This window comes from Candidatus Baltobacteraceae bacterium (assembly GCA_036559195.1).
In the GTDB taxonomy this organism is placed as follows: Bacteria; Vulcanimicrobiota; Vulcanimicrobiia; order Vulcanimicrobiales; family Vulcanimicrobiaceae; genus JALYTZ01.
Genome location: DATBTN010000046.1, coordinates 1 through 18,010, shown reverse-complemented (window position 1 = coordinate 18,010; position 18,010 = coordinate 1). Strand labels below are relative to the sequence as shown.

The 18,010-nt window shown below is 64.1% G+C and carries 17 protein-coding genes; 9 read left to right on the top strand and 8 right to left on the bottom strand.

Annotated features, from left to right (window positions below; genetic code table 11):
- Nucleotides 1-10: 10 nt before the first annotated feature.
- The 6 genes from VIG32_06230 to VIG32_06205 are packed head-to-tail and all read right to left on the bottom strand — an operon-like array spanning nt 11 to nt 7,749.
- Nucleotides 11-1,312, bottom strand: coding sequence for a S1 RNA-binding domain-containing protein (locus VIG32_06230; GenBank protein ID HEY8297603.1), 1,302 nt, complete (start codon nt 1,310-1,312; stop codon nt 11-13).
- A complete protein-coding gene (gene mutM, locus VIG32_06225; GenBank protein HEY8297602.1) occupies nt 1,278-2,090 on the bottom strand; it encodes a bifunctional DNA-formamidopyrimidine glycosylase/DNA-(apurinic or apyrimidinic site) lyase in 813 nt (270 codons plus the stop codon). Before mutM ends, VIG32_06230 begins: the two co-directional genes overlap by 35 nt.
- Nucleotides 2,091-2,462 (bottom strand): hypothetical protein, encoded by a 372-nt coding sequence (locus tag VIG32_06220; protein ID HEY8297601.1) that lies wholly within the window; start codon nt 2,460-2,462, stop codon nt 2,091-2,093.
- On the bottom strand, nt 2,459-2,896 hold the full coding sequence (locus tag VIG32_06215; GenBank protein ID HEY8297600.1) for a DUF192 domain-containing protein: 438 nt from the start codon (nt 2,894-2,896) through the stop codon (nt 2,459-2,461). The genes VIG32_06220 and VIG32_06215 overlap by 4 nt, the downstream gene beginning before the upstream one ends.
- A complete protein-coding gene (gene polA, locus VIG32_06210) occupies nt 2,889-5,537 on the bottom strand; it encodes a DNA polymerase I (GenBank protein HEY8297599.1) in 2,649 nt (882 codons plus the stop codon). Before polA ends, VIG32_06215 begins: the two co-directional genes overlap by 8 nt.
- 4 nt (nt 5,538-5,541) lie before the next feature.
- Nucleotides 5,542-7,749, bottom strand: coding sequence for a hypothetical protein (locus VIG32_06205; protein ID HEY8297598.1), 2,208 nt, complete (start codon nt 7,747-7,749; stop codon nt 5,542-5,544).
- Between the two features lie 394 nt (nt 7,750-8,143).
- Between VIG32_06205 and VIG32_06200 the strand changes: the two genes are divergently transcribed.
- Genes VIG32_06200 through VIG32_06175 form a run of 6 tightly spaced genes read left to right on the top strand, consistent with a single transcriptional unit; the run spans nt 8,144 to nt 12,853 of the window.
- Nucleotides 8,144-8,692 (top strand): hypothetical protein, encoded by a 549-nt coding sequence (locus VIG32_06200; GenBank protein ID HEY8297597.1) that lies wholly within the window; start codon nt 8,144-8,146, stop codon nt 8,690-8,692.
- 5 nt (nt 8,693-8,697) lie between these two features.
- Nucleotides 8,698-9,540 carry a fumarylacetoacetate hydrolase family protein gene (locus tag VIG32_06195; protein ID HEY8297596.1) on the top strand — a complete coding sequence of 281 codons (843 nt, stop codon included), beginning with the start codon at nt 8,698-8,700 and terminating at the stop codon, nt 9,538-9,540.
- 11 nt (nt 9,541-9,551) lie between these two features.
- Nucleotides 9,552-9,932 carry a DUF4267 domain-containing protein gene (locus tag VIG32_06190; GenBank protein ID HEY8297595.1) on the top strand — a complete coding sequence of 127 codons (381 nt, stop codon included), beginning with the start codon at nt 9,552-9,554 and terminating at the stop codon, nt 9,930-9,932.
- Nucleotides 9,933-9,970: 38 nt separating this feature from the next.
- Nucleotides 9,971-11,104, top strand: coding sequence for a Re/Si-specific NAD(P)(+) transhydrogenase subunit alpha (locus tag VIG32_06185; protein HEY8297594.1), 1,134 nt, complete (start codon nt 9,971-9,973; stop codon nt 11,102-11,104).
- A gap of 16 nt (nt 11,105-11,120) precedes the next feature.
- A complete protein-coding gene (locus VIG32_06180) occupies nt 11,121-11,429 on the top strand; it encodes an NAD(P) transhydrogenase subunit alpha (GenBank protein HEY8297593.1) in 309 nt (102 codons plus the stop codon).
- Nucleotides 11,426-12,853, top strand: coding sequence for an NAD(P)(+) transhydrogenase (Re/Si-specific) subunit beta (locus tag VIG32_06175; GenBank protein HEY8297592.1), 1,428 nt, complete (start codon nt 11,426-11,428; stop codon nt 12,851-12,853). Before VIG32_06180 ends, VIG32_06175 begins: the two co-directional genes overlap by 4 nt.
- 3 nt (nt 12,854-12,856) lie before the next feature.
- Here the strand turns inward: VIG32_06175 and VIG32_06170 are convergent, their stop codons facing one another.
- Both VIG32_06170 and VIG32_06165 read right to left on the bottom strand, forming a co-directional pair.
- The gene (locus VIG32_06170) at nt 12,857-13,327 is read right to left on the bottom strand and encodes a DUF6790 family protein (GenBank protein HEY8297591.1); all 471 of its coding nucleotides are present in this window, start codon (nt 13,325-13,327) and stop codon (nt 12,857-12,859) included.
- Between the two features lie 22 nt (nt 13,328-13,349).
- Complete coding sequence (locus VIG32_06165) at nt 13,350-14,960, bottom strand: peptide ABC transporter substrate-binding protein (protein ID HEY8297590.1); 1,611 nt, start codon at nt 14,958-14,960, stop codon at nt 13,350-13,352.
- Between the two features lie 121 nt (nt 14,961-15,081).
- Here VIG32_06165 and VIG32_06160 point away from each other — a divergent pair, with 121 nt between their 5' ends.
- From VIG32_06160 to VIG32_06150, 3 genes are read left to right on the top strand one after another with little or no spacing between them, the layout of a single operon-like run.
- Nucleotides 15,082-15,549 (top strand): Lrp/AsnC family transcriptional regulator, encoded by a 468-nt coding sequence (locus VIG32_06160; protein HEY8297589.1) that lies wholly within the window; start codon nt 15,082-15,084, stop codon nt 15,547-15,549.
- Nucleotides 15,546-16,613, top strand: a complete 1,068-nt coding sequence (locus VIG32_06155; GenBank protein HEY8297588.1) for an L-erythro-3,5-diaminohexanoate dehydrogenase — start codon at nt 15,546-15,548, stop codon at nt 16,611-16,613. Before VIG32_06160 ends, VIG32_06155 begins: the two co-directional genes overlap by 4 nt.
- Before the next feature lie 20 nt (nt 16,614-16,633).
- Nucleotides 16,634-18,007, top strand: coding sequence for a KamA family radical SAM protein (locus VIG32_06150; protein ID HEY8297587.1), 1,374 nt, complete (start codon nt 16,634-16,636; stop codon nt 18,005-18,007).
- Nucleotides 18,008-18,010 lie beyond the last annotated feature (3 nt).

Below are 18,010 nucleotides of genomic sequence, written 5' to 3'. Positions count from 1 at the left end.
GGTAGTGGTTTTACTCCGCTACCGGAAGTTCCGGCGCGGTTTCGACGTTCTCGGTCACCGCGGCTTCGCCGGGTGCATCGGGAGCGGCCGGCGCCTCCGAGGCTCCGAGCGCGTCGCCGATCGTGCCGAGGCCTTGCGGTTCCTCGTCGATGGCGAGTTTCTCGATCTCTTCGGGCGGAACGTCCGCCACGTGCTGGATCGATGCGGTGATGCGGCGCGTCGCGTGGTTGATCGTGAGCAGCGTCACTTCAACTTCCTGACCCGGGCTGTACTGGACGCTCGCGTCGAACTCGCCCTTCGGAACCATCGCGAGCACGCCCGGCACGATCTCTACCAAGAGATAGTTCGGCGTGACCTTGACGACTTGCGCCGTCAGTTTGTTGGCTTCTGAGAGTTTGTCCGCGTGTTCGTCCCACGGATCGGGCAACGCGTGTTTGAGCGAGAGGCTGACTTTCTTCGCTTCCGGATCGAACTTCATGATCTCGACGTTGACGACGTCGCCGATCTTTACGACTTCCGACGGATGCTTGATGCGAGCGTAGCTCAATTCGCTGTTGTGGATGAGACCGTCGATGCCGCCGAGGTCGACGAACGCGCCGAACTCCGCCAAACGCACGACGACGCCTTCGCGAATCTGCCCGACTTCGAGCGTGCCGAGAAGCTCTTGCTTCTTGGCGTTAAGCTCTTCTTCGAGCACGAGGCGCTGCGAGAGCACCACGCGATGACGTTTGTGATCGAGATCGATCACTTTGAGACGCAGCTTCTTACCGACGAGTTCGTCGAGATTGCCGACGGGTTGACGGCGAATCTGCGACGCCGGAACGAATCCGCGCATACCGAGATCCACGAGCACGCCGCCTTTAACGACTTGCGTGACGGTGGCTTCGATCACTTCGTCGTGATCGTGCGCCTCGATGACCTTCTCCCAGGTCTTGAGCGCGCGCGCGCGCCGCTCGGAAAGAAACAGCGAACCGTCCTGGTCGTCGATTCGATGAATCATGACCTCGAGGGTATCGCCGACTTTGAGATCCTTGGGTTCGATCGCGAGCGAGAGCTCGCGGAAGGGTAGAATGCCTTCGGACTTGCCGCCGATGTCGACGAGCAGTTCGTCCTTGTCTTTCTGAACGATGAGGCCGGTTAGTACTTGGCCTTCGTCCAGAACCTTTAGCGATTCTTCGTAGAGGCGCTGTTCGAGCGCGAGTTGATCCTCTTCTTCGTGATGAGCTGGCGCGATTTCAGTCGTAGAGATGTTGAGTTTCCTACCTTCGTTATATTTTTTATTTTTGGCAACCGCGGCACCACCACGTTCCACGTTGTCCTAAGACCGTTCGAACGATTGAGTGGCCGCAACGCGAACACAACTCGCCTTTTCTACCGTAGACCGAGAGCACGTTTTGAAACCCGCCCCGTAGTCCATCGGCATCCACGTAGTCGTCAACGCTCGTCCCGCGCATATCGATCGCGCGTGCGAGTACGTCCACGATGCTGTGGTGCAGTCGGCGAATCGCTGGTTTGGTCAGCGCCTTCGCGGGCTTGCCGGGACGGATCCCGGCTTCCCAGAGCGCTTCGCAGGCGTAGATGTTGCCGATGCCCGCGATGCGCCGCTGATCAAGGAGGAAAGCCTTGACCGGCGTTATCCGCCCCGACAGCATACCGATAAAGCGCTCAAGAGTAAAGTCCCCGGAGAGCGGCTCGACGCCGAGGGCTTGCGCCCAGGGCTCGCCGGGTCCCACCAGGCGCATTCGCCCGAACTGACGCACGTCGGCAAAGCTCAGACGCGAGCCGCCGCCGAAACCGATCGTCACGTGGCTATAGGGGTAGGGCGGATCGCCGGCGTCCCCCACCACCAGGCGCCCGGTCATTCGCAAGCTGGTCACGAGCGCAAACCCCGTGGCGAGCTCGATAACGGCGTATTTTCCTCGTCGGGTTACCCCGGTTACGCGCTGTCCGGTGATGGCGGCGGCGAAATCCACGCCAGGCGGAGCGACCGCGATTTTTGGCATCGCGACCTTCACGCTCGAAATCGTCATCCCGGCGATCTTGCGTCCGAGACCTCGGACGATCGTCTCAACCTCGGGGAGTTCGGGCATTTACCAGCCGAGCCAGGGAACGGGGGCGCTATCGCAGCAGGCCTCCCGCACGGCCGGTACGTCAAGCAGCCGGTGGGCGAGGAATACGAATACGACCGCCAGCGCGAGCGACAGCGCCCCGAAAAAGGCGATCGCGACGATCGCGAAAGGCACCCAATAGCGGCGTAAGGCGATCGCGTCGCCCGTCCCGATCCGGCGAATATAGAGGCTTCCGGCGAAAGCCGCGGCGGCGGCGATGAGCGCGAAAAACACCACCAGCGAACTCGCGTGCGCTCGCTGCACGTGCAGCGAGATTTCGCTCGCGACGAAGAGCAGCACCACGTTAGCAATAAAGACGAACTGCGCGGCGCGCACGTTGGACGACACCTTCATTCGATCGCCGTTATGCCGTGGATGATCGCGCCGGGACGAATTCCATCGAGCATCGCTTCGCCGGCCGGTAACTCGATGACGTACTTTCCGCTGCCGTCGCGGCGGGGGATCCGAGCGTCGGGCGTCGAGAGGCTCGTCGCCGGGACCCGCGCCGCAACCGATCGCACGACGCCGTCGCTTCCAACGAAAACCATATCGAGCGGAACGAGCGTGTTTTTCATCCAGAACTCCACCGGGCGATCCCGATCGAACACGAAGAGCATGCCGGTGTGTGCGGCCAGGAACGTCCGATTCATCAACCCGCGTTCGCGCGCCGGTTCCGTATCGGCTACCTCGAGACGCAACGCCGCTGCCGGAGCGCGCAGCACGATCGGCGCAGCGGGTGCGGGCGTCGCGGTCTGCAGCGCGAGCGCGAAGGCCAATAGACTAAACATTCTCGACGATCCGATCCTCACCGTACGCTTCTACATCGTACCAATTGCCGGCCGTTTTTACGGTCACTTCGAGCGGGACGCTCAACTCGATCGCCCCTTCCATCTCCTCGCGAATGAGCCGCGCGACGGTCTTGAGCTGCGCGCGTTCGACTTCGAAGATCAGCTCGTCGTGAATCTGCAAGAGCATGCGGGCGGCGTGACCGTTGCCCAAACGCTTGTCGATCCGGACCATCGCGAGCTTCATAAGGTCGGCCGCGCTTCCTTGTAACGGTGCGTTGGTCGCTTCGCGTTCCGCCGCCGCTCGGAGCATGTAGTTGGACGAAGCGAGCGCGGGCATGTACCGCCGCCGCCCGAGCAGCGTGGTCACGAAGCCGTCGCGCCGGCCCGCCGCGACGACGCTCTCGATATAGTCGCGAACGCGCGGGAAGCGCGCAAAATAGGCCGTCGTGATCTCGCGCGCTTCGGTGCGGCCGATTTCCAAACGCTGCGCGAGCCCGAAATCGGACATTCCGTACAGCAATCCGAAATTCACGGATTTAGCCATGCGCCGCTGATTGCCGTCCACCACCGCCTCGGATCCGAGCGCGAAGATTTGGCGGGCGGTAAAATCGTGAATGTCGCGGCCCTCGTGAAACGCTTGGCGCATCGACTCGTCGCCCGAAAGGTGAGCCATGAGCCGTAGCTCGATCTGGCTGTAATCGGCGGCGAGCAGCACGTAGTCGTCGCTCGGTGCGACGAAGGCCTTGCGGATTCGCCGGCCGAGATCGCCGCGCACGGGGATGTTCTGCAAATTCGGATTGGTCGAACTCAAACGGCCGGTGGCCGTTGCCGTTTGATTGAAGACCGTACGCAACCGCCGATCGCGTTTGTCCATCAACTGCGGAATAACGTCGACGTAGGTATTTTTGAGCTTGGTGACTTCGCGGTACTCCAGCACCAAGCCGCAGATCGGATACTCGCGGGCGAGTCCCTGCAGCACTTCGACGCCGGTCGCCCAGCCGGTCTTATTCTTCTTGCCGCCGCGAATCTGCAGCTTGCCGAAGAGCACGTTGCCGAGTTGCTGCGGCGAGCCGATGTTGAATTCTTCGCCTGCAAAATCGTAGATCTGTTTCTGGAGGCGCGCGATCGAGGCGTCGATCTCGCCGGCCAGCACGTGCAGCTCGGTCGGGTCGATCGCGATGCCCGTCCATTCCATCTTCGCGAGAATCGCCGCCAGCGGGACCTCGATCTCTTCGTAGAGCGCGAGCTGCTCGCGCGCCGCCAATTCCGCGCGCGCGACCTCGACTACTTGGAGGGTGGCGTCGGCGTGCGCGGCCGCATCGTCGGCGACGTTGGACTCGAGCAACTCGAGCGCCGCATCGCCCGCATGCGCGAAGGTTCGCGACGGATTGAGCAGATGCGCGGCGATCATCGCGTCGTCATCGAGCGCGCGCGGTTCGTAGCCGTGCGCGTGCAGCAGCGCGAACACGCTCTTGCCGTCGTACGCGGCGAATCGTGCCGAACCAAGCCACAGCGCCGAAAATGCTTGGCGAATCGCATCGTGCGCGAGGGCGCCGGCCGAAAAGGCCAGACCCGTTGCGCGCTCGGCGGCGAGACCGATCTCGCCGCCCGGGCGCACGGCAATCGCCAAACGTGGGCTATCGGCGAGCCGCTCGATCTCGCGTGCGAGGTCGGCGAACTCCGGCGGATCGGTCGCCGCAACGTAGGTGCGATACCGTCCTTCGAGCGTACGCTCGGTGGTGAAGAGCGGCATCTCGGCCGGCATGTCGAGTTTGTTGAGCAGCGTCTTGAACTCGAGTTCGCTGTAGAGCCGATAGAGTTGCTCGTTCGCGGGCGGCGCGTAGCGCGCGGCGTCCCAGTCGAGCGTGAGATCGAGATCGTTTTTGATCGTCGACACGTCGCGATAGAGCTGCGCCGCCGCGCCGTACTCCTCGAGGAGCTTGCACAGCTTAGGCGTACCCGCGAGCGACGGATCCGCGACGAGCGCATCGAGCGTGCCGGCCGCTTTGATGAGTTTGATGGCCGTCTTTTCACCCACGCCGGGAACGCCCGGGAGGTTGTCGGATGGATCGCCTTTGAGGCCGCGGTAATCGGGCAATTGCGACGGATCGAGTTCGAACCGTTCGCGTACGGCCGCTGGATCGTAACGGCCGAGGTCCGTGATGCCGCGCCGCGTCGTGAGCACCGTCGTCGTATCGGTAACGATCTGCAGCAGATCGAGGTCGCCCGTGATGACGACGGCCCGCTCGCCGATCGCGGCGGCCTGTCGCGCGAGCGTCGCGATAACGTCGTCGGCCTCTTCGCCTTCGACTTCGACGATCGGAATGCCGTAGACGTCGAGGACCTTGCGTACGAGGGCGAACTGCGGACGCAGATCGTCGGGCATTTTCTCGCGGTGCGCTTTGTATTCGCGATACATCGCAACGCGCTGCGCCGGCAGCCCCTTATCGAACGCGGCGATAACGTGCGTCGGTTTCTCATCCGCGATCAGTTTGTTGAGCATCATCGTGAAGCCGTAGGCGGCGTTGATCGGCATACCCCGCACGGTCGTCAACGGCGGAAGCGCGAAGAACGCGCGGTACACCAAACCGTAGGTGTCGAGCAGCATGACCGTCGTGGTCGCGGGCGTCGATTCGCTCATCGCTTTACTGTACCACCAAATCGGCCGATGCCGCGCTCACGCGACCGTCGTCGCCGATCTTCAAAATCGAAAGCGTGTAACGCCCGCGCGCGGCGGGAACGGGAATCACGATGCGATCGCCCGCGCTGCGATCCACCTTCCAGTAGACGTCGCGCGCGTCCGCATCGGCGACGGTAAGATCTTGCGGCGGCGTCCCCCGGCGTTCGAAGGTGATGATCTGCGCGTGCTTGCCGGTCGAATCGACCCACGGGTGATAGGCCGGCTCCGCCGGCGCCGTATCCTGCGATGTCGTCGTCGTGACGCCGAGCAGATCGGGCGCGGTATCGAAGAGCGCGGAGCCGCTCGGCGCGCCGGCCGTCAGACGCACGACGAGCGTACCCTCGCCCGGGCGCATCGCACTGAGATCGGCCGTCGCCGTCGCATCCGGCGCGTAGGCGGATTTGTCGAGCTGCAGCACCGGCAGTACCGGACGACCCGGCGCATCGAGCGCGAGCGGGATCGTGCTCCACCGCAGCGATCCGTCGCGAACGAATGCCGCGCCGAGCGACAAACCGCCGGGCGCGTCGGCCGCGCCGAACGCCGCGCTCGCGCGGCCCTCACCTGCGGGCACGACCGCCGCTTGCGTTCCGAGCGCACTTTCGTACGTTAAAAGCGCGTCGCCGCGCGCGCCGGCAAGCCGCGCGTTCGCACGCACGGTCTCGCCAAGCGCGTAACGCTCTCGATCCAGTTGGATCGCAACGTCGCCGGTGTTGGTCTGCTGCGCTTCGTCGAGCGCTTGCGGCACGACCGCGACCGCTTGCGCGTCCATCGCGACGCTGCCGCCCGCCTCGGCACTCGCCACCACCAAATTCGATCCCACGGCCGGCGATGAAAAACTGCCGCGGGCGTGACCGCGCTCGTCGAGCGCCAGCGTTTGTTCTTGCACCGACGCTCCGTGCTCGAGCCGAACGCTCGCGCGTACGCCGGCGACCGGCTCGCCGGTCGACGCGTCGGTGGCAAAAAGATCGAAGGCCACCGGCGATCCGACGCTTTGTTCGTTGCGATCGAGCCGCAGTCTCAACACGATGGGGGCCGTCGGTACCACGACGCGCGTTGCGGCGGTCGCGCCGCCGGCTTCCGCGCGCACGCCGTACGTGGAGGCGAGTCCGTCGGTGGGATGCGGAATCTGCACGAGCGCCGTGCCTTGTGCGCCCGTGTACGCGGTCGCGTTTAGCCAAGTGGTGATGCCCCACGGCGCCGCGCTTGCGGCATCGTTGCCGGCATGCGGCGAGCGCACGACGGCGACGTGCACGGCCACGCCGGCGGCGGGAACTCCGTCGCGCGCCGCCCGGACGACGATCGGCACGTCGGCGCCGGACGAACAGCGCCCGTCGCACTGCGCGGCGAGTGAAAGTGCGAGCCCCGCGGCGTCGGCGTCGACGTGCACGGACGTGCCGGCGGTCCCGGCGCCGGAGGTCGCGAGTACGGCATACTCTCCGGCGCGCGCGTTGCGCGGCACGTGCAGCGTCGCCGAAAACGCGCCCGCGGCGTCGAGTTCGACGTCCGTCGTCGCAACGGCAACGCCGCGCAGGCGCAGGCCGATCGCAACCCGTCCGCGCGCCGCGCGCAAGATCGCCCCGGCTCGCCGCCGTACGTATCCGACCGCGCGCAAGTCATCGCCGGCGTGAACGACCGCCGAACCCACTCGCAGGCCGACCACCGTCGACGGCAGCGGCGCCTGCGGTAAGAAGGAAACGAACGCGATGCTCGCACCGGATCGTGCGAGTGCGAAGATCGGGCGCGAGCCGCCGCTCCAGCGCAGTAATCCGCGCGCGTCGGTCCGCCGTTGATCGAAGCGCCCGTTTATCAACAGCGAAACCTCCATCCGCGCGTCCGCCCGCCCCGTACCCAGGTCCGCACCGTAGAGCAGAATACCGGCGGGCGTTTCCTTTGTAAGCAGGCCGATTCGGGTCCGATTGATCCAAACTTGTTCGCCCACGTTGCCGCGGCGCGCCTCGATCACGAAAAAGCCCTCGCGACTCCCCAGCGGGACGTTCACCTCGCTGGATTGGAATTGATAGCCGCCCGGGGGCCGGAACTCCCAGCGAGCGACGGGCCTGCGAGCGTGCGTGTCGATCGCCCGGGGACGCGTATTTGAACCGGCAACGAGGACGTCGGACGGGTCTACCGCGTAGGCCGCAAACTCGACGGGCGCGCTTGAGTACGTGTCCAACCGAACCGTGCTCGGCTCCCACGGAACGTTTGAGTCCCGAGCGAAAAGGGCAAAGTACGCGTCCAACTTATGAAGATCGACGATGGGGCGGGCGGCTCGCGCTGGCACGAGGCTAGCGACGAACGGCAAGAGCAGCCCGAGAGCAAAAAGACGAGACCAGCGGGGCATGGAGAGCCCGTCATTCGACGCGCTGATGACGACATGCCTGGAATCGCCGGCGACGTGTCCCGGCAGGGACTGGGGAACTTCGCCGCGACTCACTGCCGTTATTGTGGAAGTGACGAGCAACAAGACGACTCGCTCGCCGAACGAACGGGCGCGCACTACCAGGTGGTGGTCGCGTGCGCCTCGTGCGGCCACGCCTTCGCAGCGCTCTCGCGGAATTAAGAACGGAATGAAACTGATCACAACGCGGGCGATTGCCCTCGCAGCTCTCTTTGCGCTCGCACCGGCCTTCGCCGGCGCGGCGAACGCCGCCAAAACGGCAACGCCCCGCGCGCTGCCCACGCCGCGGATGCCCACGCAAGCCCTGCACACCGACTTCAACGTCGAAGTGAACAAGCAAGGTCAGGTCGTGCGCGTAAAATCCGGTAAATCGTGCAAAGATCTCAACTTTAACGCGAAGACCTACGGAAACGTCTTGCAGATGTGGATCCGCCGTCCCAACGGTACGGCGCTCGTCGGCATGTATCACGTTACGTACGACTACAATCCCAAGAACCACAACCTCGTACGGCACATCTCGCTGGTCAAGGCCGGCGGCAATTGGGGCAACGAACAGGGCGCGGCCAACAACATGGTCGACATCGCGAAACGCGGCAACGCCAAAGCGGCGGCCGAGGCCGCGGCGCAGGCGAAAAAGCAGAACGACGCCGTCAAGAATCTGCCGGACATCAAGGCCATCGTTAAAAAATCCGTGGTCAAACCGACGCCTAAACCGTAACGGCCGTGCGGTATCTGAGCTTCCATCACGACGGGCAGGTTCGGCCGGGGTTTATTGAAGGCGATCGCGTTAAAGCGATCGCCTGCTCGTCGTTGTTCGAGTACATCGGTCTCTCGCCGGAGCAACGCACGCGGACGCATACGGACGAATCCTTCGATCTCGCGCAGATCGCGCTGGCGGCGCCCGTACGTCCGCACAAGAACGTTTTTTGCGTGGGACGCAACTATCTGGAGCACGCGAAGGAGGGCGCGCGCGCGCTGGGCCGCGAGCTGAAGCTTCCCGACGTCCCGACGTTCTTCAGCAAAGCGCCGACGGCGATTGCCGATCCCGCGGCGACGCTGGAATTCTCGCGGCGCGTTTCGCCGAGCTTCGATTGGGAAGCGGAACTCGCCGTCGTGATCGGAACGCGCATCAAAGACGCGACCGAGGATCGCGCGCTCGATGCGGTCTTCGGTTACACCGCGCTTAACGATATCTCGGCGCGCGATCTGCAGCGCGCACACGTGCAGTGGCTCAAGGGAAAAAGCATCGATTCGAGCTGTCCGATCGGGCCGTGGATCGTCACGCCCGACGAGCTCGGCGATCCGCAGCACCTCGATATCGCCCTGCGAATCAACGGCGTTCGAAAACAGTCTGCGAATACCGATCAGATGATTTTCAAGCTTCCGCGTTTGATCGCCGAATTGAGCCGCGGCATGACGCTCGAACCGGGCGACGTCATCGCGACCGGCACGCCCGACGGCGTCGGGTTCGCCCGCACGCCGCCCGAATTTTTCAACGATGGCGACGTCGTCGAAATCGAGATCGAGAAGATCGGCATCTTGCGCAACGCGATACGAATCGTCTAGGCGCATACGTGTTGACGGGCTCGCTGCCGATCTTGCTCGCCTATCTTGCGGGTATCGCGTTGCTCGCAGTCGGCGCCGGAGCGCTCGCGCGACCGCACGGGCTCGCACAGAGCTACGGGCTGCCGGTCGAAGAGCCGAACGGCTTGAACTTCGTGCGAGCGACGGGCGCGCGCGATGTGGTCTTGGGTGCGATCCTCATCGCCGTCGCATACCTTCACGACCCGCTCGCGCTCGCGGTGGTTATCGCGGCGGGACTGGCGCTTTCGCTCGCCGATTTTACCATCGCGTTCGTCGGCGGCGGCGGCATCCATCGAGCGCACGTCACGCATATCGGCGGTGCGATCGCGTTCGCCGTCATACTCGCACTCTTGCTCGCAACGCTCAGACGATAGTCGCAGGGTTCGCGCAAATCGCGCTGAACGCTCGACGCATGAACGTCGTCGTTGCTCGCGAGGCCGCCGATGAAGCGCGCGTCGCGCTCGTTCCGGAGACCGTCGCAAAACTGGTCCAATCGGGCGTGTCCGTCGCGCTCGAACGCGACGCCGGCACGCGAGCCGCCTTTCCCGACAACCTCTACACCGCAGCCGGAGCGTCGATCGCAGACGATCCGGCCGCGGTGCTTTCAAACGCCGATCTGCTCGTAACCGTCGGCCGCCCGTCGGATCGAGCGCTCGGCGCATTACGCAAGGGCGCGACCGTTCTCGGTTTGCTCGCCCCGCTCGGCGACGCGCCCTACGTGCGGAAGCTCGCCGATGCCGGCGTAACCGCGCTCTCGATGGACGCGATTCCGCGCATCACGCGCGCGCAAGCGATGGACGCACTCAGCTCGCAGAGCAACATCGCCGGGTACAAAGCCGTGCTGCTCGCGGCCTCCACCCTGCCCAAGTTCTTTCCAATGCTCACGACGGCGGCCGGCACCGTTCGGCCCGCCAAGGTTTTGGTGCTCGGCGCGGGCGTCGCCGGATTGCAGGCGATCGCCACGGCGCGCCGGCTCGGCGCGGTCGTGAGCGGCTACGACGTGCGCTCCGCGGTCAAAGAGCAAGTGCAGAGTTTAGGCGCGACGTTTTTGGAGTTCGATCTCGGCGCCGACGCCGAAGGTGCGGGCGGATATGCCAAAGAGCTAACGCCCGAGCAGATAGACCGGCAGCGGCGCTTCATGATCGAAGCGATCGGCGCGAGCGACGTAGCGATCACGACGGCGCTCGTCCCCGGACGGCGCGCGCCCGTTCTGATCTCGCAAGAGGCGGTAGCGGCAATGAGTCCGGGCTCGGTCATCGTGGATCTCGCGGCCGAAGCGGGCGGAAACTGCGCGCTCACGCAAGCCGGTCAAACCGTCGTTACGCCCAATGGAGTGACGATTATCGGCGAGACGAACCTCGCGGCCACGATGCCCAATCACGCGAGCCAGCTCTACTCGCGCAACGTTAACGCGCTACTCGGCGTGCTCGTCAAAGACGGCGCGCTCGCGCTCGACATGAACGACGAGATCGTTCGCGGTACCACGATCGTGCACGACGGAACGATCGTGCATCAACCCACTCTCGAAGCGCTCGCGGCGCCATAACGATAAGGGATGTGAAGTGAACGAGTTATTCGTCCTGCTGACGGTCTTCATACTCGCAATTTTCGTCGGCTTCGAAGTGATATCGAAGGTTCCGACCACGCTGCATACGCCGCTGATGTCGGCGACTAATGCGATTCACGGCGTGGTGCTCGTGGGCGCGATCGTCGCGATGGGGAACGTCTTCGCCGGCCGATTGAACGGCGCGACGCTCACGCTGCTCGGAATCGTTGCGGTCGCACTCGGCACGATCAACGTCGTCGGCGGCTTCGCGGTGACCGAACGAATGCTGCAAATGTTCCGCAAACGGGAACCGGCCAAGAAATGAGCGCGACTGCAGCTACCGCGCTCGAGCGCATCGCCGAACTCGCGGCGATCGTCCTCTTCATCCTCGGTTTGCGCTATCTGAGTTCGCCCGCGACGGCACGTTTCGGCAATCGGATCGCCGCGGTCGGCATGCTGCTGGCGCTCGTCGCCGTCTTCATCGCCAACGGCACGCTCGGCTGGTGGGCGATCGCGATCGGTATCGTCGTCGGCGGCGTCATCGGCGGATTCGCGGCTCTGCGCGTGAAGATGACCGCCATGCCGCAGATGGTCGCCCTCTTCAACGGCGCGGGCGGCGGCGCGGCCGCGCTGATCTCGACCATCGAGTTCTTCGTCTTTCAAAGCGGCGGCCAAGCCTACGGCGTTCCGGTCGCGATGGGTGCGGTCATCTCCGTCTCGCTCGTCTTGAGTGCGATTATCGGAGCGGTCTCGGCGGCCGGATCGATCGTCGCGTTTCTCAAGCTGCAAGAGCTGATGACGGGGCGGCCGATCACCTACGTCGGGCAACAAGTCGTCAACGCTCTCGTCGCACTCGCGATCGTCGCGCTCGGGATTTGGATCGTCGCGACGCAAGGCCTATTGCCGCCGGGCGCTTATGTGGCCATGTTGATCGCGGCGCTCGCACTCGGCGTGCTCTTTGTCTTACCCATCGGCGGCGCCGACATGCCGGTCGTAATTTCGCTGCTCAATTCGTTTACCGGCCTCGCCGTTGCGATTACGGGCTTCGAACTCGGCTACAACATGCTCATCATCGCGGGCGCGCTGGTTGGCGCGAGCGGCACGCTGCTCACGCTGCTTATGGGCAAGGCGATGAATCGGCCGCTCACCAACGTGCTCTTCGGCGCGTTCGGAGCGGGCGGCGGCATGGAGGTTGCCTCGTCATCGGGAGCCGTGCAGAACGTTCGCGCGACCACGACCGACGACGTCGCCGTCATGCTCGCGTACGCGCACCAAGTCGTGATCGTGCCCGGATACGGCATGGCCGTTGCGCAGGCGCAGCATAGCGTGCGCGAGCTTGCGGATCAATTGGAAAAACGCGGCGTCGCCGTGAAGTACGCGATCCACCCCGTTGCGGGGCGCATGCCGGGACATATGAACGTCCTGCTTGCCGAGGCGAACGTGCCGTACAACGCACTTTACGATATGGACGATATTAACCCGGAGTTTCCGCGCAGCGACGTAGCGCTCGTTATCGGAGCCAACGACGTGACCAACCCCGCCGCGCGCAGCGTCGCGAGTTCGCCGATCTACGGCATGCCGATTCTCGATGTCGACAAGGCGTCGAACGTCGTCGTGCTCAAACGCTCGATGCGGTCGGGTTTCGCGGGAATCGAAAATCCGCTGTACGAAGCGCCCAACTGCACGATGCTCTTCGGCGATGCAAAAGCTTCGGTCGACGGGCTCGTCGCCGCGGTCAAAGCGCTCTAGGCGCTACCAGGGCGCGCGGCGTTCGTACGCGTCGCGAGAGAGAAACGCGAGCGCGAGCACGACCAGCGGTACGACGACGTCGCCGAACCACCAAGCGGGACCGGCAGCGCCGGCCGCGTGATTGTGGATCTGGTTCGGATGGCCGAGCACGGTACCGAGCGAGAAGACCGCAAAGACGAGCGTCGCCGCGAGCCGCATCTCGAACCCCCGCCACAACGAGAGCAGCGCCACGAGCGCGATGCCGAGCTCCGCGAACGCGACCGGGATCCCGAGAAATGCGTGCGAGATGCCGGCGTAAACGTCATACAGACCGACTGCGTAAAACACGATCTCGCCCCAGAGCACGTAGGGCCAGCTCGCAACCCGGCGCCCTACGCGCGCGCGGCGCAATTTGAGCAGCGCGACCACGATCGCAACTGCAAACAGTATCGGGCCCAAGTTTCCCAGCATCGCGCCGCCGGCGGTTGCAATCATGATCGAGTCCCCACGCTAGCGTTTAGTGAATCGTCCACGCGGCCGCATTCCACGTCGGGAGAAACGCGTTCGGCGAGAACCCGCCGAGCGCCGTTCGATATGCGTAGATGTAATCGGCGTTAAATAGATAGACGATCGGCACGTCGCGAGCCACAAGCGCGCCGATCTGCGCGTAGAGGCGCTTGCGCTCGCGCTGCGACGTCGATGCGAGCGCGCGGGATTCGAGCCGATCGACCGTCGCGTTGCAATAGTGCATGTAGTTCGAGGGTGCGCGGCACGTCAAGATCGACGAGTCGTCCGGATCGGCGCCCATCGTCCACGGAACGTAGGCGAGATCGAAATTTCCGCTCGCGAGCGTCCCGCCGCGCGCTTCGGGCAGAAAGAGTTGCGCGTTACTGACCGATTTGATCGCGACATCCACGCCGCGTTCGCGCAGCTCTTGCTGAACGGTCGTGGCAACGCGCACGCCCGTCGTCGATTCGGGAAACTGCACGTAAACGAGCGCAAAACGCTTGCCGTTGCGTTGCCGCACGCCGTCGGGTCCGCGCCGCCAGCCGGCCGCATCGAAGAGCGCGTCGGCGGCGTGCGGGTCGTAACCGGGCTCCTTGACATTCGGATCGTATGCCCACGAGAACTGCGGCGCTAACATGTTCGTCACCGGGTAACGGCCGAGCGTGATCTTCTTGCTGATCCCGGCGCGATCGATCGACATCGCAATCGCGCGGCGCACGCGCACGTCGTTTAGCGGCGGATGCGTCGTGTTGAGCGCCAGCCCAGCCACCACGGCCGTCGGCACGGTGCGAAACGCGAGCCCGGGTTTGCCCGCAAGGTTCGCGCGCTGCACGGGCGCGATCAGATTCCAATCCAGCGCTCCCGACCCGAGCATGACGAGATTGGTCTGCGGATCGGGAATGATTCGTATGTCCAGCCGTTTCACGCGCGGCTCGCCGCGCCAATACGCCGGATTCGCGCGGTAGAGCAGCGACTCGCCGCGATGCCAGCTCACGAAAACGAAGGGCCCGTCGCCGACGGTCGGCGCCGCGTTAAACGGCGCTTGCGCGAGCGGGGCTTCCTTTGCTAACACGTGCGACGGCAGGACGAATTGCGGCGAGAAGCCGTAGGAAAAATACGTCTGCACGGCCGGCGCCCACGCGCGTTTAAGATGGAAGACGACCGTGTGCGCGTTCTTCGCGAAGGCTCGATCGATCAGATCGTACCCCTCGTGCGAGCGTACCGGATTGTGGGGATCGAGGATCGCGTGCAGCGTGAAAAGCACGTCGGCGGCGGTGACCGGAACGCCGTCGCTCCAGCGCACCGTCGAGCGCAGGTGATAGGTGATCGTTCGGCCGTCGGCCGAGATTCCGCCGTTGGCCGCGGTCGGGATCGCCGCCAGCAGCGCCGGAATGGGTTTCCCGCGAGCGTCGAGATCGATAAAGGGTTCGAACGACAGGCGAGCGACCTGCTGCTCGACCGAGCTGGCATCCTGGTGGAGGAAGAGCGGATTGAGGTTCGAGGGGTCCGCAGCCAGATCGAAACGCACCGACCCGGGCGCCCGAGGAGCCAGGCTCTGCCCGGAGTGCGTGCAGCCGCCCAAGAGCGCGAGCGAAGCGAGCAGGGCCGCAAGACGTCTCATACCGGCCGCTTCGCCCGCAAGCCGGTGCGTTCTTCGTCTCGAGGGGTTGCGCCGAATAAATTAGGCATGTTAGACTAAGTATGCCGATGATTTGTTCGGCAAATCCTCGAGGCAGCCGAACATGGTAGGAGCGAGCGTCGAGCTCGACGAGCTGGACATCCAATTACTCGATGCGCTGCAGCGCAACGCGCGCTCCACCTTTGCCGAACTCGGCGCCGTCGTCGGGCTCAAACCGCCGGCCGTCCACGACCGCGTCAAACGCCTCGAGGGCCGCGGATTCGTTCGCGGTTACGCCGCGCAACTCGACAACAAGCTGCTCGGGCTCGAATTGACGGCGCTCGTGAGTTGTTACACCTCGCCGGACTGCGCGTACGATGCCTTCGTCGCCGCACTCGGCGGCCTTCCCGAAGTCTGCGAAGTGCACAGCGTCGCCGGCGAGGAGTCCTTCGTGCTCAAAGTGGCGACCCGCGATACCGCTCATTTGGATTTGCTGCTCTCGAAACTCAAACTCGTGCCGGGGATGGCGCGCACCAAAACCACGATCGTGCTCTCCACACCCTTCGAGCGCGGAGGCGTCAGCGTTAAATGAGCGTTGCATTCGGCAAAGAGGTGCACGCACTAGGCACCCATCGCGTGATCGAGCCGGCAGGGGCGATGCCGCAGAACGCTTGGCGGATCGATAACACGCCGATCGCGTTCGAGAACGAGATTCTCTGCGACGTCGAGACGCTCAATATCGACTCGGCCTCGTTCAAACAGATCAGCGACGTTTGCGCGGGAGACCCCGATCGCATCGGCTCGCACGTCGTGGCGAACGTCAAAGATCGCGGCAAGCAGCACAATCCCGTCACCGGGAGCGGCGGCATGTTTATCGGGCGCGTGCTCAAGATCGGCGAACGTCTGCGCGCGAAAATCGATCTCAAGCCGGGCGACCGTATCGCGTCGCTCGTCTCGCTGACGCTTACGCCGCTCTACATCGAATCGGTTTGCCGCGTCGATGCGGCGACGGGCCGGATCTGGATTCGCGGCAAGGCGATTCTTTTCGAAAGCGGTCTGTGGGCGAAACTGCCCGCCGACATCGACCAAGATGTCGCCCTGGCCGTGCTCGACGTTGCGGGCGCGCCCGCCCAAGTTCGCCGCATGTGTAAGCCCGGAATGACCGTCGTGATTATCGGCGCCGACGGAAAATCGGGCATGCTCTCCTGCGCGCAGGCCAAGAGCATTGTAGGAAAAACCGGAAAAGTCATCGGCGTCGCGCCGAGCGCCCAGACCGACTCCGCCCGCATGCTTCAAGCATCGGATCTCGTCGATGCGTTCGTCGAGATCGACGCGCGCGACGCCATCGCGTTGAGCGAACGCGTCGCGCAGATCGCGCCCGGCCTCGCGGACTTGGTGGTCAACTGCGTCAACGTGCCGGGAACCGAGTTGAGTTCGATTCTCTGTACGAAAGAAGACGGCACCGTCTACTTCTTTTCGATGTCGACGTCGTTCACGGCCGCGGCGCTCGGCGCCGAAGGCGTCGGTAAGGACGTGGCGATGATCGTCGGCAACGGTTATGCGCGCGGCCACGCCGATACGGCGCTGCAAACCCTGCGCGATCACCCAGCCATCTTGGCGTATTTCAACAAGAAGTACGCGACCACACTTTTATAACGCCCGAGGATAAGGACACCATGAGCGAGATCGTTCACATCAAACCGCCCGTCGACGCCGAGTCGCTCGACTACAAGCACCTCGAACAAGGCGAGTTCTGGCGCGCGCTGCCGGCGTATAAAGACGTCGACGAGAAAACGTTCCTCGATCACCTCTGGCAACAGAAACACTCGGTGAAAACGCCCGAAGAACTGCTGGCCGCGATCGAGGGAGCGGCCGACCCCGCGTTTATCAAAGATGCCGAAGCCGGGTTCAAACACGCGCCGATGGCCGTGCGCGTTTCACCGTACGCAATCTCGCTGATCGATTGGACGGACCCGTACAACGATCCGATCCGCACGCAGTTCATTCCGGTCAAGTCGCGCATGCTGCCCGACCACCCGCGGCTGGTACTCGACTCGCTTCACGAACAAGACGACTCGCCGGTTCCGGGGCTCGTCCACCGCTACGTCGACAAGGCACTCTTCCTGCCGCTCAACGTCTGTCCGGTGTATTGCCGCTTCTGCACGCGCAGCTACGCCATCGGCCCGGACACCGAAGACGTGAGCAAGATCTCGCTCGCGAAGACGCCGGCGCAATGGCAGCAGGCGTTCCAATACATCGCCGAGCGTCCCGAACTCGAAGATATCGTGATCTCCGGCGGCGACACGTATCAGCTGCCGCCAAAAAATGTCGAGTTGATCGGCAACGCGCTGCTCGACATTCCGCACGTGCGCCGCATGCGCTTCGCGACTAAGGGGCCCGCGGTAATGCCGATGAAGATCCTCACCCATCCCGAATGGCTCGACGCGTTGACCGCCGTCGTCGATCGCGGGCGCAAGCTCGGCAAAGAAGTCGTGCTGCACACGCATTTCAATAGCGCCAACGAGATCACGTGGATCACGCAGAAGGCCATGCACGAACTTTTTTCGCGCGGCATCTTCACGCGCAACCAGTCCGTGCTCATCCGCGGCGTCAACGATACCAAAGAACGCATGGCGCTGCTCGTCAAGCGCCTCGGCTACGTCAACGTGCATCCGTACTACGTTTACATGCACGACATGGTGAAGGGCGTCGAGGAGCTGCGCACCACGGTTCAGAGCGCGATCGATATCGAGAAGTTCGTGCGCGGCAGCACCGCCGGATTCAACACGCCGACCTTCGTCTGCGACGCTCCCGGCGGTGGCGGAAAGCGCGACGTCCATTCGTTCGAGTACTACGATCGCCACAACGGAATCGCCGTCTACGCCGCGCCGAGCGTCAAACCCGGCAAGGCGTTTCTCTACTTCGATCCCATCGACAAGCTGCCCGCCGACGTACAGGCGCGTTGGGCCGTACCGGAGATCGCCGAAGCGATGATCCACGAAGCCGTCCGCAACGCCGGCGTCGGCGACGAACAACTCGTCATCGCATAGCGA

What these genes read in the sequence shown, in the direction of transcription:
- mutM (HEY8297602.1), bottom strand. Translation starts at nt 2,090, where the DNA reads ATGCCCGAACTCCCCGAGGTTGAGACGATCGTCCGAGGTCTCGGACGC.
- VIG32_06220 (HEY8297601.1), bottom strand. Translation starts at nt 2,462, where the DNA reads ATGAAGGTGTCGTCCAACGTGCGCGCCGCGCAGTTCGTCTTTATTGCT.
- VIG32_06215 (HEY8297600.1), bottom strand. Translation starts at nt 2,896, where the DNA reads ATGTTTAGTCTATTGGCCTTCGCGCTCGCGCTGCAGACCGCGACGCCC.
- polA (HEY8297599.1), bottom strand. Translation starts at nt 5,537, where the DNA reads ATGAGCGAATCGACGCCCGCGACCACGACGGTCATGCTGCTCGACACC.
- VIG32_06200 (HEY8297597.1), top strand. Translation starts at nt 8,144, where the DNA reads ATGAAACTGATCACAACGCGGGCGATTGCCCTCGCAGCTCTCTTTGCG.
- VIG32_06185 (HEY8297594.1), top strand. Translation starts at nt 9,971, where the DNA reads ATGAACGTCGTCGTTGCTCGCGAGGCCGCCGATGAAGCGCGCGTCGCG.
- VIG32_06175 (HEY8297592.1), top strand. Translation starts at nt 11,426, where the DNA reads ATGAGCGCGACTGCAGCTACCGCGCTCGAGCGCATCGCCGAACTCGCG.
- VIG32_06170 (HEY8297591.1), bottom strand. Translation starts at nt 13,327, where the DNA reads ATGATTGCAACCGCCGGCGGCGCGATGCTGGGAAACTTGGGCCCGATA.
- VIG32_06165 (HEY8297590.1), bottom strand. Translation starts at nt 14,960, where the DNA reads ATGAGACGTCTTGCGGCCCTGCTCGCTTCGCTCGCGCTCTTGGGCGGC.
- VIG32_06160 (HEY8297589.1), top strand. Translation starts at nt 15,082, where the DNA reads ATGGTAGGAGCGAGCGTCGAGCTCGACGAGCTGGACATCCAATTACTC.
- VIG32_06155 (HEY8297588.1), top strand. Translation starts at nt 15,546, where the DNA reads ATGAGCGTTGCATTCGGCAAAGAGGTGCACGCACTAGGCACCCATCGC.
- VIG32_06150 (HEY8297587.1), top strand. Translation starts at nt 16,634, where the DNA reads ATGAGCGAGATCGTTCACATCAAACCGCCCGTCGACGCCGAGTCGCTC.